Origin of the sequence: Xanthobacter sediminis, assembly GCF_043195015.1 — a bacterium.
Classification (GTDB): Bacteria; Pseudomonadota; Alphaproteobacteria; order Rhizobiales; family Xanthobacteraceae; genus Xanthobacter.
This window is the reverse complement of record NZ_JBAFWH010000012.1, coordinates 60,388-80,655: the sequence shown is the minus strand read 5'-3', so window position 1 is coordinate 80,655 and position 20,268 is coordinate 60,388. Positions and strand designations below refer to the sequence as shown.

The 20,268-nt window shown below is 69.4% G+C and carries 22 protein-coding genes; 19 read left to right on the top strand and 3 right to left on the bottom strand.

Going from position 1 to position 20,268, the window contains the following annotated elements:
- Positions 1 to 54: 54 nt before the first annotated feature.
- Positions 55 to 1,098 (top strand): UDP-glucose 4-epimerase GalE, encoded by a 1,044-nt coding sequence (gene galE / locus V5F61_RS16055; RefSeq protein ID WP_393989483.1) that lies wholly within the window; start codon positions 55 to 57, stop codon positions 1,096 to 1,098.
- 186 nt (positions 1,099 to 1,284) lie between these two features.
- A complete protein-coding gene (locus V5F61_RS16050) occupies positions 1,285 to 1,923 on the top strand; it encodes a DUF502 domain-containing protein (protein WP_394104054.1) in 639 nt (212 codons plus the stop codon).
- A 131-nt stretch (positions 1,924 to 2,054) separates the two neighbouring features.
- On the opposite strand, the gene map is transcribed toward V5F61_RS16050, so the two are convergent.
- The gene (gene map / locus V5F61_RS16045; protein WP_393989481.1) at positions 2,055 to 2,819 is read right to left on the bottom strand and encodes a type I methionyl aminopeptidase; all 765 of its coding nucleotides are present in this window, start codon (positions 2,817 to 2,819) and stop codon (positions 2,055 to 2,057) included.
- A complete protein-coding gene (locus tag V5F61_RS16040) occupies positions 2,816 to 3,028 on the bottom strand; it encodes a ParD-like family protein (protein ID WP_393989480.1) in 213 nt (70 codons plus the stop codon). The genes map and V5F61_RS16040 overlap by 4 nt, the downstream gene beginning before the upstream one ends.
- A 349-nt stretch (positions 3,029 to 3,377) precedes the next feature.
- Here V5F61_RS16040 and V5F61_RS16035 point away from each other — a divergent pair, with 349 nt between their 5' ends.
- From V5F61_RS16035 to V5F61_RS15960, 16 genes are all read left to right on the top strand, one after another.
- A complete protein-coding gene (locus tag V5F61_RS16035) occupies positions 3,378 to 4,484 on the top strand; it encodes a hydrogenase small subunit (RefSeq protein ID WP_393989479.1) in 1,107 nt (368 codons plus the stop codon).
- Positions 4,481 to 6,295, top strand: a complete 1,815-nt coding sequence (locus tag V5F61_RS16030; protein ID WP_393989478.1) for a nickel-dependent hydrogenase large subunit — start codon at positions 4,481 to 4,483, stop codon at positions 6,293 to 6,295. The genes V5F61_RS16035 and V5F61_RS16030 overlap by 4 nt, the downstream gene beginning before the upstream one ends.
- A gap of 15 nt (positions 6,296 to 6,310) precedes the next feature.
- On the top strand, positions 6,311 to 7,081 hold the full coding sequence (cybH, locus tag V5F61_RS16025; protein WP_393989477.1) for a Ni/Fe-hydrogenase, b-type cytochrome subunit: 771 nt from the start codon (positions 6,311 to 6,313) through the stop codon (positions 7,079 to 7,081).
- 324 nt (positions 7,082 to 7,405) lie between these two features.
- The gene (locus V5F61_RS16020) at positions 7,406 to 8,029 is read left to right on the top strand and encodes a HyaD/HybD family hydrogenase maturation endopeptidase (protein WP_393989476.1); all 624 of its coding nucleotides are present in this window, start codon (positions 7,406 to 7,408) and stop codon (positions 8,027 to 8,029) included.
- Between the two features lie 22 nt (positions 8,030 to 8,051).
- Positions 8,052 to 8,384, top strand: a complete 333-nt coding sequence (locus V5F61_RS16015; protein WP_393989475.1) for a HypC/HybG/HupF family hydrogenase formation chaperone — start codon at positions 8,052 to 8,054, stop codon at positions 8,382 to 8,384.
- Positions 8,384 to 8,779 carry a thioredoxin domain-containing protein gene (locus tag V5F61_RS16010; RefSeq protein WP_393989474.1) on the top strand — a complete coding sequence of 132 codons (396 nt, stop codon included), beginning with the start codon at positions 8,384 to 8,386 and terminating at the stop codon, positions 8,777 to 8,779. Before V5F61_RS16015 ends, V5F61_RS16010 begins: the two co-directional genes overlap by 1 nt.
- A 40-nt stretch (positions 8,780 to 8,819) precedes the next feature.
- Complete coding sequence (locus V5F61_RS16005) at positions 8,820 to 9,671, top strand: hydrogenase expression/formation protein (RefSeq protein ID WP_393989473.1); 852 nt, start codon at positions 8,820 to 8,822, stop codon at positions 9,669 to 9,671.
- A gap of 7 nt (positions 9,672 to 9,678) precedes the next feature.
- Positions 9,679 to 10,575 carry a [NiFe]-hydrogenase assembly chaperone HybE gene (locus V5F61_RS16000; RefSeq protein ID WP_393989472.1) on the top strand — a complete coding sequence of 299 codons (897 nt, stop codon included), beginning with the start codon at positions 9,679 to 9,681 and terminating at the stop codon, positions 10,573 to 10,575.
- Complete coding sequence (locus V5F61_RS15995) at positions 10,572 to 11,756, top strand: nickel-dependent hydrogenase large subunit (protein WP_393989471.1); 1,185 nt, start codon at positions 10,572 to 10,574, stop codon at positions 11,754 to 11,756. The genes V5F61_RS16000 and V5F61_RS15995 overlap by 4 nt, the downstream gene beginning before the upstream one ends.
- Entirely contained in the window at positions 11,749 to 12,090 is a 342-nt protein-coding gene (gene hypA, locus V5F61_RS15990) for a hydrogenase maturation nickel metallochaperone HypA (protein ID WP_393989470.1), read from the top strand. Before V5F61_RS15995 ends, hypA begins: the two co-directional genes overlap by 8 nt.
- 395 nt (positions 12,091 to 12,485) lie before the next feature.
- Positions 12,486 to 13,202, top strand: a complete 717-nt coding sequence (hypB, locus tag V5F61_RS15985) for a hydrogenase nickel incorporation protein HypB (protein ID WP_393989469.1) — start codon at positions 12,486 to 12,488, stop codon at positions 13,200 to 13,202.
- 1 nt (position 13,203) lies between these two features.
- Complete coding sequence (locus V5F61_RS15980; protein ID WP_393989468.1) at positions 13,204 to 14,673, top strand: sigma-54-dependent transcriptional regulator; 1,470 nt, start codon at positions 13,204 to 13,206, stop codon at positions 14,671 to 14,673.
- A 19-nt stretch (positions 14,674 to 14,692) separates the two neighbouring features.
- A complete protein-coding gene (locus V5F61_RS15975; protein ID WP_393989467.1) occupies positions 14,693 to 15,016 on the top strand; it encodes a HypC/HybG/HupF family hydrogenase formation chaperone in 324 nt (107 codons plus the stop codon).
- Between the two features lie 5 nt (positions 15,017 to 15,021).
- Complete coding sequence (gene hypD, locus V5F61_RS15970) at positions 15,022 to 16,146, top strand: hydrogenase formation protein HypD (RefSeq protein ID WP_393989466.1); 1,125 nt, start codon at positions 15,022 to 15,024, stop codon at positions 16,144 to 16,146.
- Positions 16,143 to 17,216, top strand: coding sequence for a hydrogenase expression/formation protein HypE (gene hypE, locus V5F61_RS15965; protein WP_393989465.1), 1,074 nt, complete (start codon positions 16,143 to 16,145; stop codon positions 17,214 to 17,216). The genes hypD and hypE overlap by 4 nt, the downstream gene beginning before the upstream one ends.
- A gap of 44 nt (positions 17,217 to 17,260) precedes the next feature.
- Positions 17,261 to 17,860, top strand: coding sequence for a HupE/UreJ family protein (locus V5F61_RS15960; RefSeq protein ID WP_393989464.1), 600 nt, complete (start codon positions 17,261 to 17,263; stop codon positions 17,858 to 17,860).
- Between the two features lie 159 nt (positions 17,861 to 18,019).
- On the opposite strand, the gene fabG is transcribed toward V5F61_RS15960, so the two are convergent.
- Positions 18,020 to 18,799, bottom strand: coding sequence for a 3-oxoacyl-ACP reductase FabG (fabG, locus tag V5F61_RS15955; RefSeq protein ID WP_393989463.1), 780 nt, complete (start codon positions 18,797 to 18,799; stop codon positions 18,020 to 18,022).
- Positions 18,800 to 19,056: 257 nt separating this feature from the next.
- On the opposite strand from fabG, the gene V5F61_RS15950 reads away from it, so the two are divergent.
- Complete coding sequence (locus V5F61_RS15950) at positions 19,057 to 20,205, top strand: ABC transporter substrate-binding protein (RefSeq protein WP_393989462.1); 1,149 nt, start codon at positions 19,057 to 19,059, stop codon at positions 20,203 to 20,205.
- The last annotated feature ends 63 nt before the right edge of the window (positions 20,206 to 20,268 follow it).

Here is a 20,268-nt window from a genome sequence, read left to right as displayed (position 1 = left end):
AGGCCGCCTCGCCCCGCACGCGGGAGCTCTTGCATCGGCGGGGGAATCCGCCTCATGTCGCAGCCGATGGGGGCGGGCTTCGAGGGGGCGGGCATGCAGCATGTTCTGGTGACGGGCGGGGCCGGCTACATCGGCGCCCACGCCTGCAAGGCGCTGCGGCGCGCCGGCTTCATTCCCGTCGCCTTCGACAATCTGTCCACCGGCTGGGCGCAGGCGGTGCGCTTCGGCCCGCTGGTGCGCGGCGATCTCCTGAACCGAGAGGAGCTCGCGGCCGCCTTCGCCGCCTGGCGCCCGGTGGCGGTGATGCACTTCGCCGCCCTCTCGCTGGTGGGCGTCTCCATGCGCGATCCCGGCACCTACTGGCGCGCCAACGTGAACGGCGCGCTCAACCTGATCGAGGCGGCTCTGGCCGCCGGCTGCCGCGACATCGTCTTCTCCTCCACCTGCGCCACCTATGGCGACCAGGACGGCGTGACCCTCGATGAAAACGCCGTGCAGGCGCCCATCAACGCCTATGGCGCCTCCAAGCGCGCCATCGAGGAGATGCTGGCCCACTTCGGCGCCAGCCACGACCTGCGCGCGGTGATCTTCCGCTACTTCAACGTGGCGGGCGCGGACCCGGAGGCGGAAGTGGGCGAGAAGCACGAGCCGGAAACCCATCTGGTGCCTCTGCTGATCGAGGCCGCCGCCGGGCGGCGCCCGCCCGTCACTTTGTTCGGCACCGATTATCCCACCCCCGACGGCACCTGCATCCGCGACTATGTGCATGTGTGCGACCTCGCGCAGGCCCATGTGCTGGGGCTGCGCTGGCTGCTCGAGGGGCGCGGCAGCCGGGTGTTCAACCTGGGCACCGGCCACGGCTTCTCGGTGCGCGAGGTGATCGGCGCGGTGGAGCAGGTGACGGGGCTGAAGGTGCCGGTGACCGAGGGCCCGCGCCGGCCGGGGGATGCGGCGCGCCTCGTCAGCGGCAGCGCTCGCGCCGGCCGCGAGCTGGGCTGGACGCCGGAACGCTCCACCCTCCCCGCCATGATCGCCGATGCCTGGCGCTGGCACGCGCAGAGCGGCTTCCCGCCCCTGCTCGTGGGGGAAGCCGGCTGAAGGCGCGCCGCGCCGCCGCCGGCCGGCGACACCGAGACGGCGCTTCCAGCGCGGGTGGCGCAGCCCCATGCGGAGGAACAGCGCGCGGGGTAGCATAGAGGCCCCGCGCCCAGGCGGTTCCTGCGTCATCCGGCGCAGGATGGGCGTGGGCGTGGCGCGGAGGCGGTGTCCTCAGGGGAGAACGCAATGGCCTGGAGCCCTCAAGGCAAGCTCATGTCCGTCCTCGGCGTGCTGGCGCGGCGGCTCGTGCTCGGCATGGTCTTTCTTCTGCCCATGGTGCTCGTGCTCATCGTGCTCGGCCATGCCGTCAAGCTGGTGGGGGCGCTGGCGAAGCCCGTCTCCCACATCGTGCCGGTGGAAAGCTATGTGGGCGTGAGCGGGGAGAGCGTCATCGGCCTCCTGCTCATCCTGCTGCTGGCCTTCGGCGCCGGCTTTGCCGCCAGCACGCGCCATGGCCGGCGCGTGACGCGCTTCTGGGAGAATTCGCTGCTGGGCGGCATCCCGCAATACCAGCTGGTGAAGAGCATGGCCGATGGGCTGACCCAGGTGGAAAGCATGGCCGGCGTCACCCCGGCCTTGGTGAGCCGCGACGGCGCCTGGCAGCTCGGCTACCAGCTCGAGGACATTCCCGACGGCTGGGTGGCCGTCTTCATCCCCCGCGCCCCCACCCCCATGTCCGGCGACCTCTTCTATGTCCCGAAAGACCGCGTCGTCCCCCTGAACATCCCCATGGCCCAGGCCATGCTGGTGGTGAAGCGCATGGGCCTGGGATCGGGGGATGCGCTGCGGAAGGCGGGGCTGGTGTTTCCTGGGACGGAGGGGTGAGGTGAACGAACTCTGTGTGAGCACTTGGCGAACGAAGGTCTCCGGCATCGGCGGACGACGGCCGGCTTTGACCCAAAGAGGGCTTTCGAATTCCAGCCTATGAAAGTCCGTTCAGGGTGGATTGCGGACGTCTAGGGCCGTGCTTCGTCCGGACGCAACGTTAACACGCGGACGCCGTCACGGGTGACCGCGACCGTGTGTTCGAACTGTGCGGACAGCTTCCCGTCCACGGTGACGACAGTCCATCCGTCGTCCTCTGTTCGGACCGTCCTGCGCCCCTGGTTCAGCATGGGCTCGATCGTGAAGACCATGCCCTCCCGCAAAGTAAGGCCAGTTCCCGGCTTTCCGAAATGAAGCACTTGTGGCGCCTCGTGCATCTCGCGCCCGATGCCATGGCCGCAGTATTCCCGCACGACCGAATAGCCGTTCTGCTTTGCATGCCGCTCGATGGCGGAGCCAATGTCGCCGAGCTTGGCACCTGGGCGCACCGCGCGGATGCCCTTCCACAGGGCCTCATAGGTGGTGCGAACGAGCCGCTTGGCAGTGGGCGCCACATTCCCGATGAGGAATGTCTTGCTGGAATCCGCGATATAGCCCCCCTTCTCGAGCGTGATGTCAAAATTGACGATATCGCCGTCCCGCAAGACATCATCCCTCGACGGCACGCCGTGGCAGACGACGTTGTTCATCGAGCTGTTCAGCGCGAAACCGTAGCCGTACTGGCCCTTGCTGGCGGGCCGGGCTTCGAGCTGACCGACGATGAAGGCCTCGACGAGGTCGTTGACCTGCAGGGTGGTCAATCCGGCGAGGGGCCGTCCATCCAAGTGCGCGAACACCGACGCGAGCAGACGGCCCGACTCCGCCAGGAGCTCAACCTCGGCCGGCGTCTTCGTCATGAAGCCACAGCCTCGGAAACAGGGGCGTCGACGCCCGCGTCCTTCAACTCACGCGCCACCAGCTCCTGGAAGGTGAGGCCAGGGTTCAGCTCGCAGAGCATGCCGATCCTGATCCAGAAGGCCGCCTGGGCATTGATAGACCGATAGGACACCTTGCTCGCCCGGCGCAGCTGCTCGTGCAGATCATCCTCGATATTTACGATTCCCACTGCTAACCCTCGAATATACGATTCATATATGTATCGTATACGCGAACTTGAGGCGTGACAAGCGGTCTGCTGGCGGCCGCGTTGTGCTGAACGTCCGCTCGAGGTCGGAAGCGGCCCAGCACGCCAAATGTCGGCTCCTGGCCCAATCCGACCGTCTCGCGATTCCGGTCATCCCCCTTCCAGACCACCCGCAAAGCGTCATGCCCACATCCACGCGCTCCTCGCATTTCTCCGACCCAACCCCTTGAACTAAAACATATCCCACCCCTGGCACACCCCTTGCTAAATCCCACCCAAGCTCCACCGGCCTCGACGCCGATGGGCCGGTTCATGCAAGGGGGAACGCCTGATGGCCCTCGAGACGTTTTATGAAGTCATGCGGCGGCAGGGGATTACCCGTCGGTCGTTCCTGAAATATTGCTCGCTCACGGCGGCGGCGCTCGGCCTCGGGCCGGAATTCGCGCCGCAGATCGCCCATGCCATGGAAACCAAGCCCCGCACGCCCGTGCTGTGGCTGCATGGCCTGGAGTGCACCTGCTGCTCGGAGAGCTTCATCCGCTCCGCCCATCCGCTGGTGAAGGATGTGGTGCTCTCCATGATCTCGCTCGATTATGACGACACCCTCATGGCCTCCGCCGGCCACCAGGCGGAAGCCATCCTCGACGAGGTGATGGAGAAATATAAGGGCAATTACATCCTGGCCGTGGAGGGCAACCCGCCCCTCAATGAAGACGGCATGTATTGCATCATCGGCGGCAAGCCGTTCGTGGACCAGCTGAAGAAGGTGGCCAAGGACGCCAAGGCCATCATCTCCTGGGGCTCCTGCGCCTCCTATGGCTGCGTGCAGGCGGCCCGGCCCAACCCCACCCGCGCCACGCCCGTGCATGAGGTGATCTTCGACAAGCCCATCATCAAGGTGCCGGGCTGCCCACCCATCGCCGAGGTGATGACCGGTGTCATCACCTACATGCTCACCTTCGACCAGCTCCCCGCGCTCGACCGCCAGGGCCGGCCGCTGATGTTCTATTCCCAGCGCATCCACGACAAATGCTATCGCCGGCCCCACTTCGACGCCGGCCAGTATGTGGAGAGCTTCGACGACGAGGGCGCGCGCAAGGGCTATTGCCTCTACAAGGTGGGCTGCAAGGGCCCGACCACCTACAACGCCTGCTCCACCGTGCGCTGGAACGACGGCGTGTCCTTCCCCATCCAGTCCGGCCACGGCTGCATCGGCTGCTCGGAGGACGGCTTCTGGGACAAGGGCTCCTGGTATGCCCGCCTGGCGGACCTGAAGGAGAGTGGCTTCGGCATCGAGTCGAACGCCGACAAGGTGGGCCTTGCCGCAGCGGCGGTGGTGGGCGGCGGCGTCGCCGTGCACGCGGCCATCAGCGCCCTGAAGCGCGCGCAGACAAAACACGACACCACCAGCGGCGCCGATAAGGGAGGCGACAAGTGAGCATCCAGACGCCGAACGGCTTCACCCTCGACAATTCCGGCAAGCGCATCGTCGTCGATCCCGTCACCCGCATCGAAGGCCACATGCGCTGCGAGGTGAACGTGGATGCGGACAACGTCATCCGCAACGCGGTCTCCACCGGCACCATGTGGCGCGGGCTGGAGGTGATCCTGAAGGGCCGCGACCCGCGCGACGCCTGGGCCTTCGTGGAGCGCATCTGCGGCGTGTGCACCGGCTGCCACGCGCTCACCTCCGTGCGGGCGGTGGAAGATGCGCTGAACATCACCATCCCCAACAACGCCTATCTCATCCGCGAGATCATGGCGAAGGTGCTCCAGTGGCATGACCACGTGGTGCATTTCTATCACCTGCACGCCCTCGACTGGGTGAACCCGGTGAACGCGCTGAAGGCCGACCCCAAGGCCACCAGCGTGCTGCAGCAGTCCATCTCCGCCCACTCCAAGTCCTCGCCCGGCTATTTCCGCGACGTGCAGAACCGGCTGAAAAAGTTCGTGGAGAGCGGACAGCTCGGCATCTTCAAGAACGGATACTGGGACAACCCGGCCTATCTGCTGCCGCCGGAGGCCGATCTTCTCGCCGTCACCCACTATCTCGAGGCGCTGGACTTCCAGCGCGAGATCGTGAAGGTGCACACCATCTTCGGCGGCAAGAACCCGCACCCGAACTATCTCGTGGGCGGCGTGCCCTGCGCCATCAACATGAACGGCGACATGGCCGCCGGCGCCCCGCTCAACATGGAGCGGCTGAACTTCGTGCAGCTCAAGCTGCAGGAGGCGTTCGAATTCTCCCAGAACGTGCTGGTGCCCGATGTCATCGCCATCGCCAGCTTCTACAAGGGCTGGCTCTACGGCGGCGGCCTCGCCGGCCAGAACGTGATGGATTACGGCGACTATGCCGCCATCCAGGGCCAGAAGAAGACCGACCGCCTGCCCGGCGGCGTCATCATCAACGGCAACTGGGACGAGATCCATCCCATCGACCCGCGCGACCCCGACCAGGTGCAGGAATTCGTGGCGCATTCCTGGTACACCTACGGCGATGCCGACAAGGACAAGGGCCTGCACCCCTGGGACGGCATCACCGACCCGAAGTTCGATCTCGGCCCGAACTTCAAGGGCACCCGCACCAACATCGAGCAGGTGGACGAGAACGCGAAGTATTCGTGGATCAAGGCCCCCCGCTGGCGCGGCCACGCGGTGGAGGTGGGCCCGCTCGCCCGCTATATCCTCGCCTATTCGCACGGGGTGCCCTTCGTGAAGGGGCAGGTGGACGAGGCGCTCGGCCGCTTCAATTCGCTCGCCGGCACCAACCTCACGGTCAAGCAGGCGCTGCCCTCCACCATCGGCCGCACGCTCGCCCGCGCGCTGGAGGCCCACTACTGCGCCCACATGATGCTGGACGATTTCAACGCCCTCATCGCCAACATCAAGGCCGGCGACACCTCCACCGCCAACATGGAGAAGTGGGACCCCACCACCTGGCCGAAGGAGGCCAAGGGCGTCGGCACCGTGGCGGCCCCGCGCGGCGGCCTCGGCCACTGGATCAAGATCAAGGACGGCCGCATCGAAAACTACCAGTGCGTGGTGCCGTCCACCTGGAACGGCGGGCCGCGCGACCCCAAGGGCAACATCGGCGCGTTTGAGGCCTCGCTCCTCAACACGCCCATGCAGCGCCCCGAGGAGCCGGTGGAGATCCTGCGCACCCTCCACTCGTTCGATCCCTGCCTCGCCTGCTCCACCCACGTCATGTCCGACGATGGGGAGGAACTGGCCCGCGTCACCGTGCGCTGAAGGGGAGGCTGAGCCATGACCGACGCATCGCTCTCCGGCACCGCCCCTCCGAAGGCGTCCCCTTCGGCGGCGGCCGAGGCCGCCCCGGCGGAAGGGGCGGCAAAGGGTGGAAGGCAGGTGACCACCTACTACATCTACGAGGCGCCGGTGCGCCTCTGGCACTGGGTGAACGCGCTTTGCATCGTGGTGCTCTGCGTTACCGGCTATCTCATCGCCTCGCCGTTCCCGACCCTGTCGGGACAGCCGAGCGACCATTACCTCATGGGCACCATCCGCTTCATCCACTTCTCGGCCGGCTATATCTTCGCGGTCGCCTTCATCGGCCGCATCCTGTGGGCGTTCGCGGGCAACACCTATTCCCGCGAGCTGTTCACCCTGCCGCTGTGGAAGAAGAGCTTCTGGCGCGGCCTGTTCGCCGAGATGGCGTGGTATGCCTTCCTGAAGCCGCGGCCCATGAAGTTCATGGGCCACAACCCGCTGGCGCAGACCTTCCTGTTCCTGGTGATGGTGCTGGGCACCATCTTCATGATCTTCACCGGCTTCGCCCTCTATTCGGAGGGCACGGGGCTCGGAAGCTGGCAGAGCAACCTGTTCGGCTGGGTTATCCCGCTGCTGGGCGGCTCCATGCAGGTGCACACGCTGCACCACATCGGCATGTGGGCGATCATCCTGTTCGTCATCATCCACGTCTACACGGTGATCCGCGAGGACATCATGTCCCGCCAGACCATGATCTCCGCCATCACCAACGGCTACCGCAGCTTCCGGGACGACGATCCGGAGTGAGGCGGGCAGGCTCCGTAACGGAAGGGCGCGGCGCGGGCCGCGCCCTTTTTTGTTTGCCAGCGGCCGGCTTCCCGAACGCCGCACGAAGTTACGTTGCGCCGCGCGCCGCCCGTACAATTGCGAGACATCCTTCCGTTTTATGATAGGTTTGGAATTGTAAATTCCAATTGTCACCCCACCGCCATCTTATCGGCATGCAATGCCACTCTGGTCGATCAAGGCGTTACCAGTTGCCCACGCCGCTGGCACAGTCCTTGAATTGAACGCCTCAAATCAGGCGGCTCCAGACCGCTGCGGGAGGGTGAGCCGGAGGCGAGAAGTTGCATGTCTGACAAAGGTATACATCCGCGCATCCTCGTGCTCGGCATCGGCAACATCCTGTGGGCGGACGAAGGCTTCGGCGTCCGGGTGCTGGAGGCGCTGGACCGGGACCACGCCTTCCCCGATCACGTCACGCTCCTCGACGGCGGCACCCAGGGCCTCTACCTCCTGCCCTATCTGGAGGAGACCGACGGGCTGGTGATCATCGACGCGGTGGACTATGGCCTGCCCCCCGGCACCCTCCATGTGCTGGTGGATGCGGAGGTGCCGGCCGTGCTGGCCAGCCGCAAGGTGAGCCTGCACCAGACCGGCTTCCAGGAAATCCTCGGCCTGCTCGCCCTGCGTGGCCACACCCCCGCCCGCATCGTGCTGGTGGGTGTGCAGCCCGAAGTGCTTGACGACTACGGCGGCGGCCTCACCGCCACCGTGGCCGGTCAGATCGAGGCCGCCGCCAACCGCGTGCTCAAGGTGCTGCGCGCCGACTTCAACGTGTGGACCACCCCGCGCGCCGAGCTGCCGGAGGGCCTCATCGCCGCGCCCATCGCCCGCGATCCCTACGAGGCCGAGCGCCCCAGCGCCGAGGACGCCTGCCGCATCGGCGATCCCCGCATTCTCGGCCGCTCCTGAAGCCGCCCGAAAGACCCCGACCATGTGCCTCGGCCTTCCCATGCGCATCGATGCCACCGACGGCACGTTCGCCTTCTGCTCCGCCGCCGGCCGCACCGAGAAGGTGGATCTCGCGCTGGTGCCCGACGCGTGCGCCGGCGACCACGTGCTGGTGTTCCAGGGCGCGGCGCGGCGCCGGCTGGAGGCGGAGGAGGCCCGCCTCATCACCGAGGCGCTCGACGGGGTCGCGGCGGTGATGGCCGGCACCGCCGACACCGCCCTCATCGACCGCGCCTTCGCCGACCTCGCGCATCGCGAGCCGGAGCTGCCGCCCCATCTCGCCGCCGCCTACGCCGCCGGCAGAAAGGAAGCCTGATGTCCCAGGAAGCGCTCCATCCGCTCGTGCGCCGCCTCCTCACCGAGCGCGCCTATGCCTGGATCGAGGCGGCCGAGGACGCCGCCGCCCTCGACGGGCGTGACCAGCTCGTGCTGCTGCCCGCCCACGGCAAGAACCACCTGGAGAGCCCGGACATCGCCGTGGTGCTGCCCGAGCTGGTGAAGGCGCTGGGCGGGGAGGCCCGCATCGGTGGTGCCGTCGCCGGCCCCAAGGCGGAAGCGAGCTTCCGCGAGGCGTTGAACCTCGCGCTGCCGGCGGTGGTGGTGCTGCGCGGCGGTGTGCCCCTCGGCGCCATCTCCCGCATGCGGGACTGGGACGAATATCTCGACCGGCTCGGCGCGCTCCTGGGCGCGCCCTCCACCGCCACCCACTGACGCCGCCGCCGGAACGCCCGCCCCTACCGAGGTCTGCCCCATGTCCTCCAGCCCCTTCGCCACCCAGGCGCCCATCGGCTTCGGCCCCGGCACCCAGCCCACCGCCGAGGACGAAGGCCTCGCCTACATGCCGCTGCCATCGGGCATGCGCACCTTCGAGGCCCACCTGCCGGAGGTGGAGGACACGGCCCGCTTCGCCCCCGCTTTGGCGGCGCTGGGCGAGATCCTCGCGGCCCTGCGGAGCTGGATGCCGGGCGAGAGCCTCACCGTCACGCTCGCCCATCTCGACAAGGCGAACCTCGCCCTGGTGGACGAGACCCTGGGCGAGGGCGAGGTGGCGGTGAAGGTCTCCGCGCCCGGCCGCGCCATGGACATCCAGGAAGCGACCTTCGCCGGCGTGTGGCGCCTGTCCGGCGCGGAGGGGGCGGACCGGGTGGAGGTCTCCGCCTTCCCGCGCGGCGCCGTCCTGCGCGCCCATGACGAGACCTGGGCCCTCGACACCGCCCGCCTCGCCGAGGCCGCCGGCCCCGGTATCTTCAATGCGCCCGCCCTGCTGGTGGAGATCGAGCACCGCGCCGCCACCCGCAAGGCGGGGGACGGGCCCCATGTCATCAACCTCTCCCTTCTGCCCCACACGCCGGAGGACCTCGCCATGCTCGACGAGAGGCTCGGCCGGGGCGCGACGGTGGTGCTCTCGCGCGGCTACGGCAACTGCCGCATCGACTCCACCGCGCTGAAGGGCGTGTGGCGGGTGCGCTTCTACAACTCCACCGACGTGCTCATCCTCGACACCATCGAGGTGTGCGACGTGCCGGAAGTGGCCTGCGCCGCGGCGGAGGACATCGGCGATTCCGCCGAGCGCCTCGCCGAAGTGCTCGAAGCCATCGCGTGAGGGCCCCATGAGCGCCTCTGCCCCGCCCCAGACCTTCGAAGGCTCCTACCTCGGCGACCGGGCCCGCCTCGCGCCCACGGCGCGTCTCGAATGCAAGGTATGCTGGCACGTCTACGACCCCGCCGAGGGCTGCGAGACGTGGCAGGTGCCAGCCGGCACCGCCTTCAACGACCTGCCCGGCCATTGGCGCTGCCCGGTGTGCGACGGCCCGCGCGACCAGTTCATGGTGCTTGACGGCGGCGCCGCCGGCACCTCCGCCGTGCTGGTGGAGCCGACGCCGGAGGAGGCCGCCCTTTCCCACCTGCTTGCCACCGCGCCCGGCCGGTTCGAGGCGGTGTTCCAGGAGATCAACGCCGCGCGCATGAAGGGCGTGCCGTTCGTGAACGGCGCGCTCTCGGTGAAGGCGGTGGGCTTCCGCATCCACGAGGGGCGGGTGATCGGCGTGCTGGTGACGCCGTGGTTCATGAACATCATCGCGCTGCCGGGGCCCGGCGAGGACTGGTCGGGCCTGCCCACCGGCACCCGCGAGCTGATGGACTTTCCCTCCGGCACCTACGAATTCCTCTCCGCCGAGCGACAGGAGACAGGGCCCTACAGGGCCTGCTCCCTGTTCTCCCCCATGTTCGACTTCTCCTCCATGCTGCAGGCGGTGGAGACGGCGCAGGCGATCATCCCCGGCCTGCTCGATCCCGCCAACCGCGCCGAGGGCAGCCGCTCCGGCGAGATCCGCCGCAGGGCGGAGGAGGACGCCGCGCGCCGGGAAGAACAGGAGCGCGCCGAAGCCGCCCCGGCCGAGGGCGCCCCCACCACCCTCTCGCGCCGCGCCATGATCTTCGGGCCGGGCCTCGCCGCGCGCGAGGAGACGGCGGCCGCCACGCAGACCGAGGCGGACGCGCAGCCATGAGCGCCGCCACCCTCAAGCGCCTCGCCATTCTCCGCGATCCCGCCGGCGGGCCGCGGGCGTGGCGCTTCGTGCGCACGGAGGGGCCGGACCCGGCGCTGGCGCTGGCGGGGCGGACGGTCGAGGCGGCCGCGCGCCTCGTGCCGCTGGTGTTCAATTTGTGCGGCGCGGCCCACGGCCTCGCCGCCCGCCGGGCGCTAGGGCTGCCCACCCCGGCGGACGGGGCGGCGATGGCGCGCGAGAGCGTGCGCGACCATGCCCTCGCCATCCTCCACGGCTGGCCCACCCTGCTCGGCGGTACGCCGGACCGCGCCGCCCTCGGCGCCCTCGCGCGGCCGGGGCCGGAGGCGGACCTCGCGCTTGCCGCCGCCCTCGCCGGCGCGGGGATGGCGGGACGCGACTTCTGCGCCCTCTCGCCCGCCGCGCTCGATGGCTGGCTCCGCGCCGGAGAGACCGCCACGGCGCGCATCCTCTGCCGCCTGCGGCGCGAGAGCGACCCCGCCGACGGCCGCGCCGGCCTGCCCGAGCTGACCGCCGCCGACCTCGTCGGCACCCTGGCCGAGGACGGCGACGCATCAGCCGCCCACCGTGAGGCTGCGGCCGGGCATGGGGCCCGCGGCATCCCGGACGGGGCGACGAAAGGTGCCACCGCGCCCGCGCTCCTCCTGCGGGACGCGGCGCCCCTCTGCCCCGATGCCGGCGACGGCCTTCCCGGCTCCACTCAGCCGCGCGCCGAACCCAGCCCGCCGGAGCCGCGCACACCACCCCTGCGGGAGACGGGTGCCCTCGGCCGGGTGGCCGGCACGCCGCTGTTCCACGCGCTGCTGGCGGAGGAAGGCCCGAGCATCTTCGTGCGCCTGCTGGCGCGCCTCGCCGATCTGCTGGCGCTCCTCTCCGGCCCTGGCCCCGCCGCGCCCTCATCGCCGGCCGGTACGGGGCTCGCGGAGGCCGCGCGCGGGCTGCTCGGCCACGGGGCGCGGGTAGAAGGCGGGCGCGTCGCGCGCTACCGCATCCTCTCCCCCAGCGCCTGGAACCTCGCGCCAGGCGGCCTGCTGGAGCGGGCCTTCGCGACACTCGACGCCGCCTCGCCCCCGACGCCGCTGCTGGCGGGCTTCCTGCTGTCGGCCGTCAATCCCTGCGTGCCCGTCACGCTCGATCTGGAAGGGGCCCTGCGCCATGCATGAGATGGCCCTGTGCGAGAGCCTCAGGAGCGCGCTGGAAGACGCGGCGCGGGCGCAGAGCTTCTCCCGCGTGACGAAGGTGCGCCTCAAGCTCGGCCGCTTCGCCGGCGTGGAGGTGGAGGCGCTGCGCTTCGGCTTCGACGTGGTGATGAAGGGCTCCCTCGCCGAGGGCGCCGAGCTGGTGGTGCTGGACGAGCCCGGCACCGCCTGGTGCTTCGACTGCAACGACACGGTGCCGCTCGCGGCGCGGCTCGACCCCTGCCCCCGGTGCGGGGGCGAGCGCCTTCTGCCCAATGGCGGCACCGAGATGACCATCAAGGACCTGGAGGTGATGTGATGTGCACGGTTTGCGGCTGCGGCGGCGACGGCGCCACCATTTCCGAGGCTCACGGCCACGCGCACGACCATGGGCACGACCATGGGCACGACCATGACCATGGCGCGCACACGCATACCCACGCGGACGGCACGACCCACAGCCACCCCCATGGCGCCCATGAACACGGGCATGAGCATGACCATGGCCCGGCGGACAACCTGGGCTATAGTGATGCCCAGGACGTTCCCGGAACCCGCGCACCGCACCATGCATCTCGCCATCACGCTCATCACGGCGGCCACCGCCACGCTGGTGATCATCGTCATCATGATCGTGATCACGCGGGCGCGGAGACCCTGGACTACGGACAAGGCCCCGCCCGCGCCCACGCGCCCGGACTCTCCCAGGCACGAATGGTCGAGATCGAAACCGGAATCCTCGCCAAAAACGACGGCTACGCCGCGGATAACCGGTCTCGCCTGGAAGCGGCCGGCATCCTCGCGCTCAATCTCCTCTCCGGTCCGGGGGCGGGGAAAACCACCCTCCTCGTCGAGACACTGAAGGCCATCGCCGGGGCCCTCCCCTGCGCCGTCATCGAGGGCGACCAGCAGACCGACAACGACGCCGCGCGCATCCGCGCCGTGGGCGTGCCGGCGGTGCAGATCAACACCGGCAAGGGCTGCCACCTCGACGCCCACATGGTGGGCCACGCCCTTGAAAAGCTGCCGCTGCCGGACGGCGGCGTGCTGTTCATCGAGAATGTGGGCAACCTCGTTTGCCCCGCGGCCTTCGACCTCGGGGAAACGCGCCGCGTCACCCTCATCTCGGTGGCGGAGGGCGACGACAAGCCACTGAAATATCCTGACATCTTCGAGGGCGCCGACCTTGTGCTCATCACCAAGGCCGACCTCGCCCCCCATGTGGACGCGGACATGGCGGCCCTGGAGCGCAACATCGCGCGGGTGAACCCGCGGGCCGAGATCCTGCGCGTATCATCGCGCGGGGATGTGGGCCTGTCGCCCTGGCTCTCCTGGCTCAGGGGCGCGCGCGCCGCGCGGCTGGAGGCGCTGGCGGGCGCCGCCGAGGCGCGTGCCCACGCGTTGCGCGCCGCCGCCGCGCGGGAGGCCTGAGATGAGCCGCCGCCCCGCGCTCCTGGTGGTGGACGACGAGCCACGCTCGGTGGAGGTCATCGCCCGCGTGCTCGACGAGGAGTTCGACGTCTTCACCGCGCTCGACGCCGATGCCGCCCGCGGCATCCTGGAGAACGAGTGGATCCAGGTGATCTTCTGCGACCAGCGCATGCCCGGCACCTCCGGCGTCGCGCTGCTCACCGAGGTGCGCGAGCGCTGGCCGGACATCCTGCGCATCATCGTCACCGGCTATTCGGAGCCGGAGGACATGATCGGCGCGATCAACGCGGCGGGCATCTACCAGTTCATTCCCAAGCCCTGGCACCCGGACCAGCTCCTGCTCGCCGCCCGCAATGCGGCGCACCTGTTCCAGCTCCAGCGCGAGCACGAGCGCCTCAGCCTGGAGATGAAGCTCACCGCCGCCACCGCCGAGGCGCGGCTTGCCGCGCGGCGGGAGCGGGTGGCGCAGATCTTCCACTTCGACACCCTCATCCGCGCCCCCGGCAGCCCTCTTTCGGAAACCTGCACCCGCGCCGCCCAGGTGGCCACGTTCGACGTGCCGGTGCTGATCCACGGCGAGACCGGCACCGGCAAGGAGCTGCTGGCCCGCGCCATCCATTATTCCAGCCTGCGCTCGGACCGGCCCTTCTTCGCCGTGAACTGCGGGGCGATCCCGGACGAGCTTCTGGAATCCGAGCTGTTCGGCCACAAGAAGGGCGCCTTCACCGGTGCCCACGTCACCCGCATCGGCCTGCTCGACCAGGCGGACGGCGGCACCATCCTGCTCGACGAAATCGGCGACATCTCCCCGGCTTTCCAGGTGAAGCTGCTGCGCTTCCTGCAGGAGGGGGAAATCCGCCCGGTGGGCTCCAACGAATCCAAGCGCGTGAACGTGCGCGTGCTCGCCGCCACCCACCGCGACCTGCACGGCGAGGTGGGGCGCGGGCGGTTCCGGGAGGATCTCTACTACCGCCTCTGCGCCATGGTGCTGACCCTGCCGGCCCTCCGGGAGCGGCGCGAGGACATCCCCGTGCTCGCCCAGAGCATCCTCGATGCGCTCTCGAACCAGCACGGCAAGCGCGCCAAGGGCTTCAGCGAGGAGGCGCTGGGCTGCATGAAGGCCTACGAATGGCCCGGCAACGTGCGCGAGCTGCAGAACGAGATCACCCGCATGCTGGTGCTGGCCGAGCGCGACGTGCTGGGCGCCGACCTGCTCTCGCCCCACGTGCTGCGCGCCGCCGCCGCCACCACCGCCAGGGTGGAGCCCGAGGCCATCGCCCTGCCGGGCGGCGGGCTGCTGAAGGACCGCATCGAGCGCATGGAGGCCTCCATCCTCACGGAGACCCTGGTGCGCTGCCGCTGGAACAAGAGCCGGGCGGCGGAAGAGCTGGGCCTCTCCCGCGTCGGCCTGCGGGCCAAGCTGGACCGCTACGGCATCGCCCGCGGCGCCACCTTCGCCAATTCGCACTGATCCGGACAGGAGAGACGCCATGTGCCTCGGCATTCCAGGACGCATCGTTTCCGTGGCGGACGAAGACGCCATGCTGTGCGTGGTGGACGTCTCCGGCGTGCGCCGCACCGTGGACGTGGTGTGCGTGGCCGAGCCCGGCGCGCCGCTCGCGGCGCTGGTGGGAAGCTGGGTGCTGGTGCACGTGGGCTTCGCCATGAGCGTGATCGACGAGGAAGAGGCCGCCGCCACCTTGAAGGTGCTCAGCGAGATCGGCGAGGCGGCGGCGGAGATGGAGGCGCTCACCACCGGCAGCGTCGAGCTGCTCTCGCCCGCGCCCACCACCTCCATGTCCGGCCAGGAGTGACGCCCATGCGCTTCGTCGACGAATTCCGCGACCCCGCCCTCGCCAGGGCCCTGGTGAAGGAGATCGAGGCCGTCTCCGCGCGGCTGGAGCGCGGGCGCGAGAAGCCCTTCGCCATCATGGAGGTGTGCGGCGGGCACACCCACGCCATCTTCCGTTATGGCCTCGAAGGGCTGCTGCCCGATCTCGTGGAGTTCGTGCACGGTCCCGGCTGCCCGGTGTGCGTGCTGCCCATGGGGCGGGTGGACGACTGCGTCGCCATCGCCGAGCGGGAGGAGGTCATCTTCGCCACCTTCGGCGACGCCATGCGGGTGCCGGGCTCGCGGAAGAGCCTGCTGCAGGCCAAGGCCGAGGGTGCCGACGTGCGCATGGTCTATTCGCCCCTCGACGCGCTCGCGCTGGCGAAGCGCAATCCCGAGCGGCAGGTGGTGTTCTTCGGCCTGGGGTTCGAGACCACCATGCCCTCCACCGCGCTCACCGTGCAACGCGCCGCGCGCGAAGGGGTCTCGAACTTCTCCCTGTTCTGCAATCACATCACCATCATCCCGACCCTGCGGGCGCTGCTCTCCCAGGAGGATTTCGGCATCGACGGCTTCGTCGGGCCCGGCCATGTCTCCATGGTCATCGGCACGGAGCCCTACCGTTTCATCGCCGAGGAGTTCGGAAAGCCGCTCGTGGTGGCGGGCTTCGAGCCCATCGACCTGCTGCAGTCGCTGCTCATGGTGCTCCGGCAGATCGAGGCGGGAGAAGCCCGCATCGAGAACCAGTATGCCCGCGTGGTGCCGGCGCATGGCAACCCGGCGGCGCTCAAGGCGGTGGGCGAGGTCTACGAGCCGCGCGCCACCTTCGAGTGGCGGGGCCTCGGCTCCATCGCCGGCTCTGGCGTGCGGCTGCGTGAGGCCTATGCGGCGTTCGACGCCGAAAGGCGCTTCGCCGTGCCCGACGTGAAGGTGGCGGACCCCGCCCAGTGCCGCTGCGGGCAGGTGCTCACCGGCGCCGCCAAGCCATGGGCCTGCCCCGAGTTCGGCAAGGGCTGCACGCCCGAGACCCCGCTTGGCGCGCTCATGGTCTCCTCCGAGGGCGCCTGCGCCGCCTATTACCAATACGGCGGCCTGAGGGGGGAAGCCGCATGACCGCTCATTCCACGCCCACCCAGCCCGCGCCCGCCCGCCGCGCCTTCAGCGCCCGGACCGTCACGCTCGCCCATGGCGGTGGCGGCAGCGCCATGCGCGACCTCATCGACAACGTGTTCCTCTCCGCTTTCTCGGGTGCCAGCCGCGCCGCGCCGGAGGACCAAGCGCGCTTCGATCTCTCCGCGCTGGCGGCGAAGGGCGACCGGCTGGCCTTCACCACCGACAGCTTCGTGGTGGACCCGCTGTTCTTCCCCGGCGGCGACATCGGAAAGCTCGCGGTGTGCGGCACGGTGAACGACCTCGCGGTGGGCGGGGCGGAGCCGGTGGCCCTCTCCTGCGCCGTCATCATCGAGGAGGGGCTGGAGGTGGAGGTGCTGCGCCGGGTCGCCGCCTCCATGGCCGAAACCGCGCGCGCGGCCGGCGTCTTCATCGCCACCGGCGACACCAAGGTGGTGGCGCGCGGCGCCTGCGACAAGCTGTTCGTCACCACCACCGGCATCGGCGTGGTGCGCAAAGGGCTCGATGTCGGCATCGCCAAGGCGCGACCCGGCGACGTGGTGCTGGTGAACGGCCTTCTGGGCGACCACGGCGCCGCCATCCTCAACGCCCGCGGCGACCTCGCCCTCGACACCGCCATCGCGAGCGACTGCGCGCCGCTCAACGGGCTGATCGACGCCCTCCTCAAAGCCGCCCCCGGCATCCGCATGATGCGCGATGCGACGCGCGGCGGCGTGGCGGCGGTGGTGAACGAGCTGGCGGACGCGAGCGGCGTCGGCGTGCGCCTCTCCGAGTTGGCCCTGCCCATGCGCGCGGAAGTGCACGGCTTCTGCGAGATCCTCGGCCTCGATCCGCTCTACCTCGCCAACGAGGGCAAGATCCTGGCGGTGGTGCCGGCGGCGGAGGCGGACGCGGCATTGGCCGCGCTCAGGGCCCATCCCCTGGGCCGCGACGCCGCCGCCATCGGCACCGTGAGCGCGGACCGGCCCGGCCGCGTGACCATGGAAACCCGTTTCGGGGGCGAGCGCATCGTCGACATGCTGGTCGGCGATCAGCTTCCCCGGATCTGTTGACCCCTTTCAGATTGAGAACAGCCAAGACCCTAAGGAGCCCCTCGATGCGTCGCTTTCCCCGCACGGCCCTTCTGGCCGCCGCCGCCACTCTGCTGCCCTCCCTCGCCTTCGCCCACACCGGCGTGGGCGCCACCCACGGCTTCGCGCACGGCTTCGCCCATCCGCTGGGCGGCCTCGATCACCTGCTGGCCATGGTCACCGTGGGCATCTTCGCCTGGCAGCTCGGCGGGCGCGCCGTGTGGGCGGTGCCGGCCACCTTCGTGGCCCTGATGGCGGTGGGCGGGGCCCTCGGCATCTCCGGCGTGGACGTGCCGTTCGTGGAACTGGGCATCGGCCTTTCCGTGGTGGTGCTGGGCGCAGTGGTGGCGTTCGGGCTCAAGGCGCCGCTGGCGGCGGCGATGGCGGTGGTGGGCTTCTTCGCCATCTTCCACGGCCATGCCCACGGCTCGGAAATGCCCACCGACGCCTCCGGCCTCGCCTACGGCCTCGGCTTCATGAGCGCCACGGCGCTGCTGCACCTCGCGGGCATCGGCATCGGCATGGCCATCGGCCGCTTCGGCGAGACCCACGGCGAGAAGTATGTGCGCGGCGCCGGCGCGGCGGTGGCGGTGGCGGGCCTCGCCATCATCGGCGGCGTGCTCTGAGGCACGACGACAGGGCGTAAGGAGAAAGGGCGCCTCCCCCCGTGCAGGGGAGGCGCCCTTTCCGTTCCGGGATGGCCTCATGTCGCCGGCTCCGGTGCCTGAGCGGGGCCAAGCGGAATTCGCGCAAGCGCCGCGCAGGCTTGACCGAAGGCCGGCGCCTCACACCACCGCCATCTCCTCCAGCGCCATCAGGGATTCGGGCAGCACCTGGCCGCCGTCGATCACCAGGGTCTGGCCGGTAATGAAGCCCGCCTCCTCCGAGGCGAAGAACAGGGCCGCGTTGGCGATGTCGTCCACGCTGCCGAGGCGCTTCAGGGGGATGGAGCCCTCCATCTTGGAGATGTAGTCGGCGCCGAGGCCGTCGAGCCCCTCGGTCCTGATGTTGCCGGGCATCACCGCGTTCACCGTGATGCCCCAGGGCGCGAGCTCGATGCAGGCGGTGCGGACGAAGCCGAGCTGGCCCGCCTTGGAGGCGCCGTAGTGCGCCCAGCCGGGATAGCCGGTGATGGGGCCGGTGATGGAGCTCGTCACCACGATCCGCCCCCACTTCGCCGCCTTCATGGCCGGCAGCACAGCCGCCACCGAGAGGAAGGTGCCCTTCAGGTTCACGTTCATGACGTGGTCGAAGTCCGCGGCGGTCATCACGTCGAGCTTGGCGGCGGGGAAGATGCCGGCGTTGGCGCACAGCACGTCGATGCGCCCGTAGCGCTCCAGCGCCGCCGCGGCAAACGCCTTGCACCCCTCGGGGTCCGACACGTCGGCGGCGAAGCCCGAGGCGTTGGGGCCGATCTCGGCGGCGGCGGCTTCCGCCTCCGCCAGCGCGCGCGACACCACGAGCACGTTGAGGTCGGCCGCGCCGAAGCGCCTGGCGATGCCCCTGCCGATGCCCTTGCTGCCGCCGGTGACGATGACGGTCCGCCCCGCGAGCGCCTTCAGCATGATGAGTTCCCCTTAGGTGAGCTTCTGGATGAGTTTTTGTGCAGCCGCGCCATCTGGCGCGAAAGTTGGCAAAAACCACCTTGCCCGGCGAAAAATGTGTTGTAAAGCCCAACTCGTGACGCTTAACATCCAACACAGTTCAACAAGAGTCCCACATTCAAGCACCCCCTCCACCGCCCGGCCCCGCCGGCGCGGCAACGGAGGCGGCATGCCACGGGGACCCCTTCCAGACGCGTGAGCAGCCAGAGGCGAACTCCATGACGATCAATCGGCGGTCAGTTCTCAAGGGAATGGCGGCGGGGGGCCTCGCCCTCGCGGCCGGGCCTTTCGCGGGCGTGCGGAACGCCTTCGCGGCCCGCGACAAGGAACTGAACATCCTGTGCTGGGAGGGCTACAACTCGGCCCAGGTGCTGGACCCCTTCCGCAAGGCCCACGGCGCCACCGTGAAGGCCGAGAGCCTCACCAACGACCCCACCATGATCAACCGCCTCCGGGCGGGCGAGACCAACGTGTGGGACCTCATCAACGTCAACAATCCCTGGGCCCGCAAGGTCATGTACCCGGAGAAGCTGATCCGGCCGCTCCCGCGCGAGACCTTCGAGCCCTATTTCGACAAGATGCTCCCCCAGTTCAAGCCGCCGTATAAATGGGCGATGGACGACAGCGGCAAGGAGCTGCTGGGCATGGTCCAGCGGTTCGGGCCCTATTCCTTCGTGGTGAATACCGACAAGATCTCGCGCAAGACCGCCGAGGAGGTGGGCTGGGACCTGTTCAACGATCCCAAGCTCGCCGGCAAGTACGGTATTCTCGAATCCGACGACTGGAACGTCTTCGGCCTGTTCGTGGTGGCGGGCATCGACCCGTTCAAGAAGCACACGCCCGACGAGATGGCGAAGTTCGAGGAAACCGCCAAGCGCGTGTTCAAGGGCGCGAAGCTCATCGGCGACATCGCCGCCATGAACCAGGCCCTCATCTCCGGCGAGATCGACCTGCACCTCACCGGCGGCACCTATTCGGTCTCCCCCGCCCGCGCCGACGGCTACCCGCAGATGCGCGGCATCACCCCCCTGAAGGGGCCCATGGCCGGCGGCAAGGGCGGCATCGCCTGGATCGAGGTGACCTCGCTGGTCAACAACCCCCAGCTCTCGCCGCTGGCGGAGACCTTCCTGAAGTACGTGCAGCAGCCGGATGTGGCGCACACGGTGGCGTTCGCCGAGGGCACCTACAATCCCGTCACCCAGATGGGCAATCCCGAGTGCTTCAAGCTGTTCTCCAAGAAGGAGCTGGACGCCATCCAGTGGGACAGCCTGGAAGAGGACATGGCGCGCAGCGTCGAATACGACATCGTGCCCGACTACGACCAGGCCCTCGACATCATGACCGCCGCCAAGCGCGTGCGCGGTTGAGCCCTCCAGGCCGGGCGGCGCCCCTCGCGGCGCCGCCCGGCCTCCCCGCCCCCCGGCGGCGGC

What these genes read in the sequence shown, in the direction of transcription:
- V5F61_RS15950 (WP_393989462.1), top strand. Translation starts at nt 19,057, where the DNA reads ATGACGATCAATCGGCGGTCAGTTCTCAAGGGAATGGCGGCGGGGGGC.
- hypA (WP_393989470.1), top strand. Translation starts at nt 11,749, where the DNA reads ATGCATGAGATGGCCCTGTGCGAGAGCCTCAGGAGCGCGCTGGAAGAC.
- V5F61_RS15960 (WP_393989464.1), top strand. Translation starts at nt 17,261, where the DNA reads ATGCGTCGCTTTCCCCGCACGGCCCTTCTGGCCGCCGCCGCCACTCTG.
- cybH (WP_393989477.1), top strand. Translation starts at nt 6,311, where the DNA reads ATGACCGACGCATCGCTCTCCGGCACCGCCCCTCCGAAGGCGTCCCCT.
- V5F61_RS16015 (WP_393989475.1), top strand. Translation starts at nt 8,052, where the DNA reads ATGTGCCTCGGCCTTCCCATGCGCATCGATGCCACCGACGGCACGTTC.
- hypE (WP_393989465.1), top strand. Translation starts at nt 16,143, where the DNA reads ATGACCGCTCATTCCACGCCCACCCAGCCCGCGCCCGCCCGCCGCGCC.
- map (WP_393989481.1), bottom strand. Translation starts at nt 2,819, where the DNA reads ATGACGAAGACGCCGGCCGAGGTTGAGCTCCTGGCGGAGTCGGGCCGT.
- V5F61_RS16010 (WP_393989474.1), top strand. Translation starts at nt 8,384, where the DNA reads ATGTCCCAGGAAGCGCTCCATCCGCTCGTGCGCCGCCTCCTCACCGAG.
- V5F61_RS16005 (WP_393989473.1), top strand. Translation starts at nt 8,820, where the DNA reads ATGTCCTCCAGCCCCTTCGCCACCCAGGCGCCCATCGGCTTCGGCCCC.
- fabG (WP_393989463.1), bottom strand. Translation starts at nt 18,799, where the DNA reads ATGCTGAAGGCGCTCGCGGGGCGGACCGTCATCGTCACCGGCGGCAGC.
- V5F61_RS15980 (WP_393989468.1), top strand. Translation starts at nt 13,204, where the DNA reads ATGAGCCGCCGCCCCGCGCTCCTGGTGGTGGACGACGAGCCACGCTCG.
- galE (WP_393989483.1), top strand. Translation starts at nt 55, where the DNA reads ATGTCGCAGCCGATGGGGGCGGGCTTCGAGGGGGCGGGCATGCAGCAT.
- V5F61_RS16050 (WP_394104054.1), top strand. Translation starts at nt 1,285, where the DNA reads ATGGCCTGGAGCCCTCAAGGCAAGCTCATGTCCGTCCTCGGCGTGCTG.
- V5F61_RS15995 (WP_393989471.1), top strand. Translation starts at nt 10,572, where the DNA reads ATGAGCGCCGCCACCCTCAAGCGCCTCGCCATTCTCCGCGATCCCGCC.
- hypB (WP_393989469.1), top strand. Translation starts at nt 12,486, where the DNA reads ATGGTCGAGATCGAAACCGGAATCCTCGCCAAAAACGACGGCTACGCC.
- hypD (WP_393989466.1), top strand. Translation starts at nt 15,022, where the DNA reads ATGCGCTTCGTCGACGAATTCCGCGACCCCGCCCTCGCCAGGGCCCTG.
- V5F61_RS16000 (WP_393989472.1), top strand. Translation starts at nt 9,679, where the DNA reads ATGAGCGCCTCTGCCCCGCCCCAGACCTTCGAAGGCTCCTACCTCGGC.
- V5F61_RS16035 (WP_393989479.1), top strand. Translation starts at nt 3,378, where the DNA reads ATGGCCCTCGAGACGTTTTATGAAGTCATGCGGCGGCAGGGGATTACC.
- V5F61_RS16020 (WP_393989476.1), top strand. Translation starts at nt 7,406, where the DNA reads ATGTCTGACAAAGGTATACATCCGCGCATCCTCGTGCTCGGCATCGGC.
- V5F61_RS15975 (WP_393989467.1), top strand. Translation starts at nt 14,693, where the DNA reads ATGTGCCTCGGCATTCCAGGACGCATCGTTTCCGTGGCGGACGAAGAC.